Origin of the sequence: Plesiomonas sp. (genome assembly GCF_051650925.1) — a bacterium.
Lineage (GTDB): Bacteria > Pseudomonadota > Gammaproteobacteria > Enterobacterales > CAMTGL01 > Plesiomonas.
The window spans coordinates 1-5693 of the sequence record NZ_JBOFRH010000361.1; the positions used below are offsets into that span (position 1 = coordinate 1).

Sequence of the window (5693 nt, forward strand, 5' to 3'; positions counted from 1 at the left end):
CTCAATCACTCAGAACATCCCATAACAGATTGGATCTGTTGCTTTTCTATTTGCCGTTTAATCAACCCTGCTACCGTGCAGTCTGGAAAGATCGAGCAAATAGGCAGTTTTTGTCGCTTTACTCCCAACGGTAATCTACCCCTTGCTGCCGGTGGAACATTTAGCTTTGAATTTGAATTAGGTACAGCGCCTCTTCACTACAGCAGTGATGGTTTTGGTGATGCCTATCTGGAACTGACCAAAATAGATAACAAGAGAGATGATAACGCTACCACGAAAATACGTTATCCCATCCACATTGGCGCATTTGATCTGGCACTCGCTGAAGCGCCATTAGCTGACTCTCTGCCAACAGTCAGTGCTAAACAGGGCATTATTCCCGTGCCACAGCACTGTGCATGGAGAGAGTCTACATTTATGCTGGGTGAGATGAGCGCCATAGGGCAATCTGACACACTCGCTGAAATTGCCATGCAGTGGTTGCAAGAAGAAGCTTCTGCACGCTGTGGATTGCCTTTACCGAGAAAAACAGAAGGGCAAATCGTTTTTCTACGTGATACTACCCTGTCTGATGCTGCTTATACTCTGGTTATTGATGCATCATGCATCACACTGAGCGCAAACTCGGTTGTCGGTTTTATCCATGCTACCGCCAGCTTATTACAATGCATTCCCGCTATGCCAGCGCACAGTAAGCAGAATGTTTACCCAATTCACGCTGTTGAAATTCATGATAAGCCTCGCTTTACATACCGCGGGATGATGCTCGATTGTGGCCGCCACTTCCACACAATTAGCACCATTAAGCGTCTAATTAACCAGCTCGCTTATTACAAATTTAATACCTTTCATTGGCACTTAACCGATGATGAAGGCTGGCGGATTGAAATTAAAGCGTATCCGGAATTAACCCATGTCGGTGCATGGCGCGGGCCAGATGAGGTCATCGCCCCGCAATATACACAGCTTTCCACTCGCCATGGTGGTTTTTATACCCACGCTGAAATCCGCGATGTCATCGCCTATGCGCAGGCTCGTGGCATCATGATTATTCCGGAAATCGATATCCCAGGGCACTGTCGAGCCGCCATTTTAGCGCTGCCCGAACTGCTACGCGATCCAACAGACCACTCACAGTATCGCAGCATTCAATACTATAACGACAATATCCTCTCTCCTGCACTACAAAGTACCTACACATTTTTAGATACCGTATTTGCTGAGGTCTGTGCTCTATTTCCAGCGCCGTATGTCCATATCGGTGCTGATGAAGTCCCCGAGGGAGTGTGGACTGACAGCCCAGCCTGTCTTGCCATGATGCAGCAACATAACTATCAATCTCCCAAAGAGTTACAAGGGCATCTGCTGCGTTACATCGAACAGCAACTTAAGGCGCATGGAAAACGCATGATGGGCTGGGAAGAGGCCACCGATGGTAACAAAGTCAGCAAACAAACCATCATTTTTTCATGGCGAGGCGAAGCCGCAGGCGCTGAATGCATAACACAGGGGTATGACGTCATCATGCAACCGGCACCTTATACCTATCTCGACTTTGCACAGAGTAAAGACCCCTCTGAACCGGGAGTAGATTGGGCCGGCAATCTAAATTTGGAACAAGCTTATCATTATGAGCCTCTGTCAGATCTTCCTTCTGACTCGCCATTACGTGAACATGTACTAGGCCTCCAAGCTGCATTATGGTGCGAACAAATTAATAATCAAAATCGCATCGATTACATGCTTTATCCACGCTTACTGGCTCTGTCTGAAGCGGCATGGAGTCAAAAACATATCCGTAACTGGCACGATTTTTTGCAACGACTGCAAGCTCATCGGCCTTTGCTCGATAGACATGGCATTAATTACCGCCAATTTTAGGTGTGAGAGAACGTTACTTTAAAGGATGGTTTTTACATGAAATACGGTTACTTTGATAATGACAACAGGGAATATGTCATCACCCGTCCCGATGTGCCTGCGCCGTGGACTAACTATTTAGGGGTGAACGATTTCTGTACGGTAATTTCTCACAATGCCGGTGGTTATTCTTTCTATAAATCACCCGAATATCACCGAGTGACCAAATTCCGCCCAAATGCAACATTTGATCGCCCTGGTCACTATGTTTACCTGCGAGATGATCAGAGCGGTGATTATTGGTCTATTTCATGGCAACCGGTAGGTAAAGACTTAGAACAAGCACAATATGAGTGCCGCCATGGTCTTTCCTATTCAAAATTCTCTTGTCAATACAACGGTATTGATGCCAAGAAAACACTGTTTGTTCCGGTCAATGACAACGTTGAATTGTGGGATATCACCCTTAAAAATACCGGTACAACACCGCGAACTCTCAGCGCATTCTCATTTGTCGAGTTCTCTTTTAGCCACATCACCTCTGATAATCAGAACCATCAAATGAGCCTGTATTCAGCAGGAACACGTTATGATGCTGGCGTGCTTGAATATGATCTGTTCTATAACCCGAGCAAAGAAACCGGTTATTACTTCTTTGCCTCTAGCTTTACCCCAGACAGCTTTGATGGGCTACGTGACAAATTCCTCGGTGCATATCGTGATGAGTCTAAACCTATTGCAGTAGAGCGCGGATACTGCTCGAACAGCTTTGAGAAAACCGGTAACCACTGTGGTTCATTGCACAAAGCCTTTACTCTGCAACCGGGTGAAGAAGTACGCTTTGTTTATATGCTCGGTATCGGTGATATGGAAGCCGGTCAGCAATTAAAAGAAAAATACAGCAATTTAGCCAACGTTGATGCCGCATTTGCCGAAATCAAACAACATTGGGCACAACGTGTCGAAAAATTCCAGTGTCAGACACCGCATGAAGGCCTTGATACCATGTTAAATACATGGACACTTTATCAAGCTGAAACCTGTGTTGTATGGTCACGCTTTGCCTCATTTATCGAAGTTGGTGGGCGTACCGGATTAGGTTATCGTGATACCGCACAAGATGCGATGGCCGTTCCACACACCAATCCAGTCAAAACCAAACAACGCCTGATTGAACTATTGCGTGGCCAAGTCAAAGAGGGTTACGGCCTGCACTTATTTGATCCTGCTTGGTTTGATCCTAATAAGAGTAATGCACCAGCATATAAATCACCAACTGTTGTCCCAACCCCGAATGCCGATGACATGATCCACGGTTTAGAAGACACCTGTTCAGATGATGCACTCTGGTTAGTTCCCACCGTTTGCCGTTATGTGATGGAAACCGGTGAAACAGCATTCTTTGATGAAGTGGTCAATTATGCTGATGGTGGCTCAGGCACTGTGTATGAGCACCTGACTAAAATCCTTGATTTCTCAGCCAAATATGTCGGCAGCACCGGTATTTGTAAAGGCTTACGTGCCGACTGGAATGACTGCCTAAACTTAGGTGGTGGTGAAAGTGCCATGGTATCGTTCCTGCATTACTGGGCGCTTGATGCATTCATTGATGCAGCTAAATTCCTTGGCCGTGAAGGTGATGCAGAGCGTTATAGCCAAATGGCAGAAGATGTGCGAATCGCCTGTGAAGAGAATTTGTGGGATGGCGAATGGTATATTCGCGGCATCACCAAAACCGGTGAAAAAATCGGCACTCAAGAGCAAATCGAAGGTAAAGTACATCTAGAATCAAATACTTGGGCAGTCGTTTCAGGGGTTGCTAATACTGAGCGTGCCACCAAAGCCATGGATGCCGTAGATGAGTATCTCTATTCCCCGTGGGGTTTACATCTTAATGCGCCCTCTTTTGCCACACCTAATGATGATATTGGCTTTGTCACCCGTGTTTATCAGGGCGTAAAAGAGAATGGCGCGATATTCTCACATCCAAACCCTTGGGCATGGGTTGCAGAAGCTAAACTTGGCCGCGGCGATCAAGCCATGAAATATTATGATGCTTTGCTGCCGTACAACCAAAATGATCAGATTGAAACGCGCATTGCCGAACCTTACTCCTATGTTCAATTTGTCATGGGTAAAGATCACACATCGCACGGTAAAGCCAATCATCCTTGGTTAACAGGATCATCTGGCTGGGCCTATTTTGCTGCCACTAACTGGATCTTAGGGGTGCGTTTAAGCTTTGATGGCCTGATTATCGACCCATGTATTCCAACAAGTTGGCCTGAATTCCGTATTCAACGCCAGTGGCGAGGTGCGACCTTTAACATTCACGTGCAAAACCCAGAGCATGTCAGTAAAGGTATTAAATCAATCACACTTAACGGCAACACCATCAACGGTGCAATTCCGGCACAAGTTGAAGGTTCAGTGCATGATGTCATTGTCATAATGGGATAATTTCAAGGGGTGATAGATACGATCACCCCTTACTACTTTCACGGACAGAGGAGTACCATCATGATCCATTTTGGAACCGGTGGCTGGCGTGCATTTATTGGCGAAGAATTTACCAAAGCCAACGTTGAGCGAGTTAGCCAAGCATTGGCAAATATGATTAAAGAGCAAGGCCAGCAAGATAAAGGCTTTGTAGTCGGTTTCGATCGTCGGTTTTTATCCGATAAAGCCTCAAAATGGATGGCACAAGTTGTCGCCGCTAATGGCATCAAAGTCTATTTTGTTAAAAAATATGCGCCAACCCCAATGATCATGTTTGCAGCCAAACAACTTAAAACGGCATTAAGTGCATGTATCACAGCAAGTCATAACCCAGCCGATTATAACGGTGTCAAAGTATTTGCTCTTGGCGGGCGTGATGCAAATGAGATAGAAACTCAGCAAGTAGAACTGCTAGCCAATCAATTAACCGCTGATGATGTTCAAACTATTGATTTTGATGAAGCTGTGGCACAAGGCTGGATTGAATTATTTGACCCTACCAATGACTTTATTGACTCCATTATTAATGCTATTGATATGGAAGCTATCAAAAATAGTCATCTAAAAGTTCTGCTTGATCCTATGCACGGTGTTTCTAAAACCTGCTTACAAACGGTTCTCATCAGTGCCCGCTGTGACTTAGACGTCATCAATGACCGGCATGACACCCTTTTTGGTGGAAAACTGCCATCACCCAGCGCACATACATTGAGCCGTTTAACTGAAATGGTTGTTGAGCAAGGCTATGATATCGGTATCGGCACAGATGGTGATGCTGATAGACTCGGTATCATTGATGAGAAAGGCAATTTTATTCATCCTAATGAGATCCTCGCGCTCTTATATTACTACATGCTCAAATATAAAGGCTGGAAAGGATCTGTGGTACGTAATGTAGCGACGACCCATTTACTGGATAAAATAGCGGCAAGTTTTGGTGAGCAATGTTACGAAGTTCCTGTTGGATTTAAACATATCAGTGCCAAAATGGAAGAACAAGATTCTTTGATTGGTGGTGAGAGCAGTGGTGGCTTAACGATTCGCGGACATATCAAAGGTAAAGACGGTATTTTTGCGGCAAGCCTTCTAGTCGAATTGATGAGTGTGAGTGGTAAAAAACTCTCTGAGTTACTCAGTGAAATTTACCATGAATACGGTTATTGCTATACCGCTGAAGGTGACTGCACATTTAAAGCTGCTGATAAGCCGCGTTTATATACCAAAATCTATACTGACAAAGCGCTGCCTGAGTTTAAATATGAGATAGATAAAGTCAGCTATGCTGATGGGGCCAAGGTTTACTTCAAAAACGGTGGTTGGATTATTGCCCGTTT

General features: G+C 45.1%; 3 protein-coding genes. All 3 read left to right on the forward strand.

Annotated features, from left to right (window positions below):
• Positions 1 to 1881 (forward strand): beta-N-acetylhexosaminidase (locus ACRC27_RS08195; RefSeq protein WP_438639642.1); only part of this gene is annotated, 1881 nt, incomplete at its 5' end.
• Positions 1882 to 1917: 36 nt separating this feature from the next.
• The gene (locus ACRC27_RS08200; RefSeq protein ID WP_438639643.1) at positions 1918 to 4320 is read left to right on the forward strand and encodes a GH36-type glycosyl hydrolase domain-containing protein; all 2403 of its coding nucleotides are present in this window, start codon (positions 1918 to 1920) and stop codon (positions 4318 to 4320) included.
• A 60-nt stretch (positions 4321 to 4380) separates the two neighbouring features.
• The coding region (locus ACRC27_RS08205; protein ID WP_438639644.1) for a phosphoglucomutase/phosphomannomutase family protein at positions 4381 to 5693 on the forward strand (1313 nt) is incomplete at its 3' end.

What these genes read in the sequence shown, in the direction of transcription:
- ACRC27_RS08200 (WP_438639643.1), top strand. Translation starts at nt 1,918, where the DNA reads ATGAAATACGGTTACTTTGATAATGACAACAGGGAATATGTCATCACC.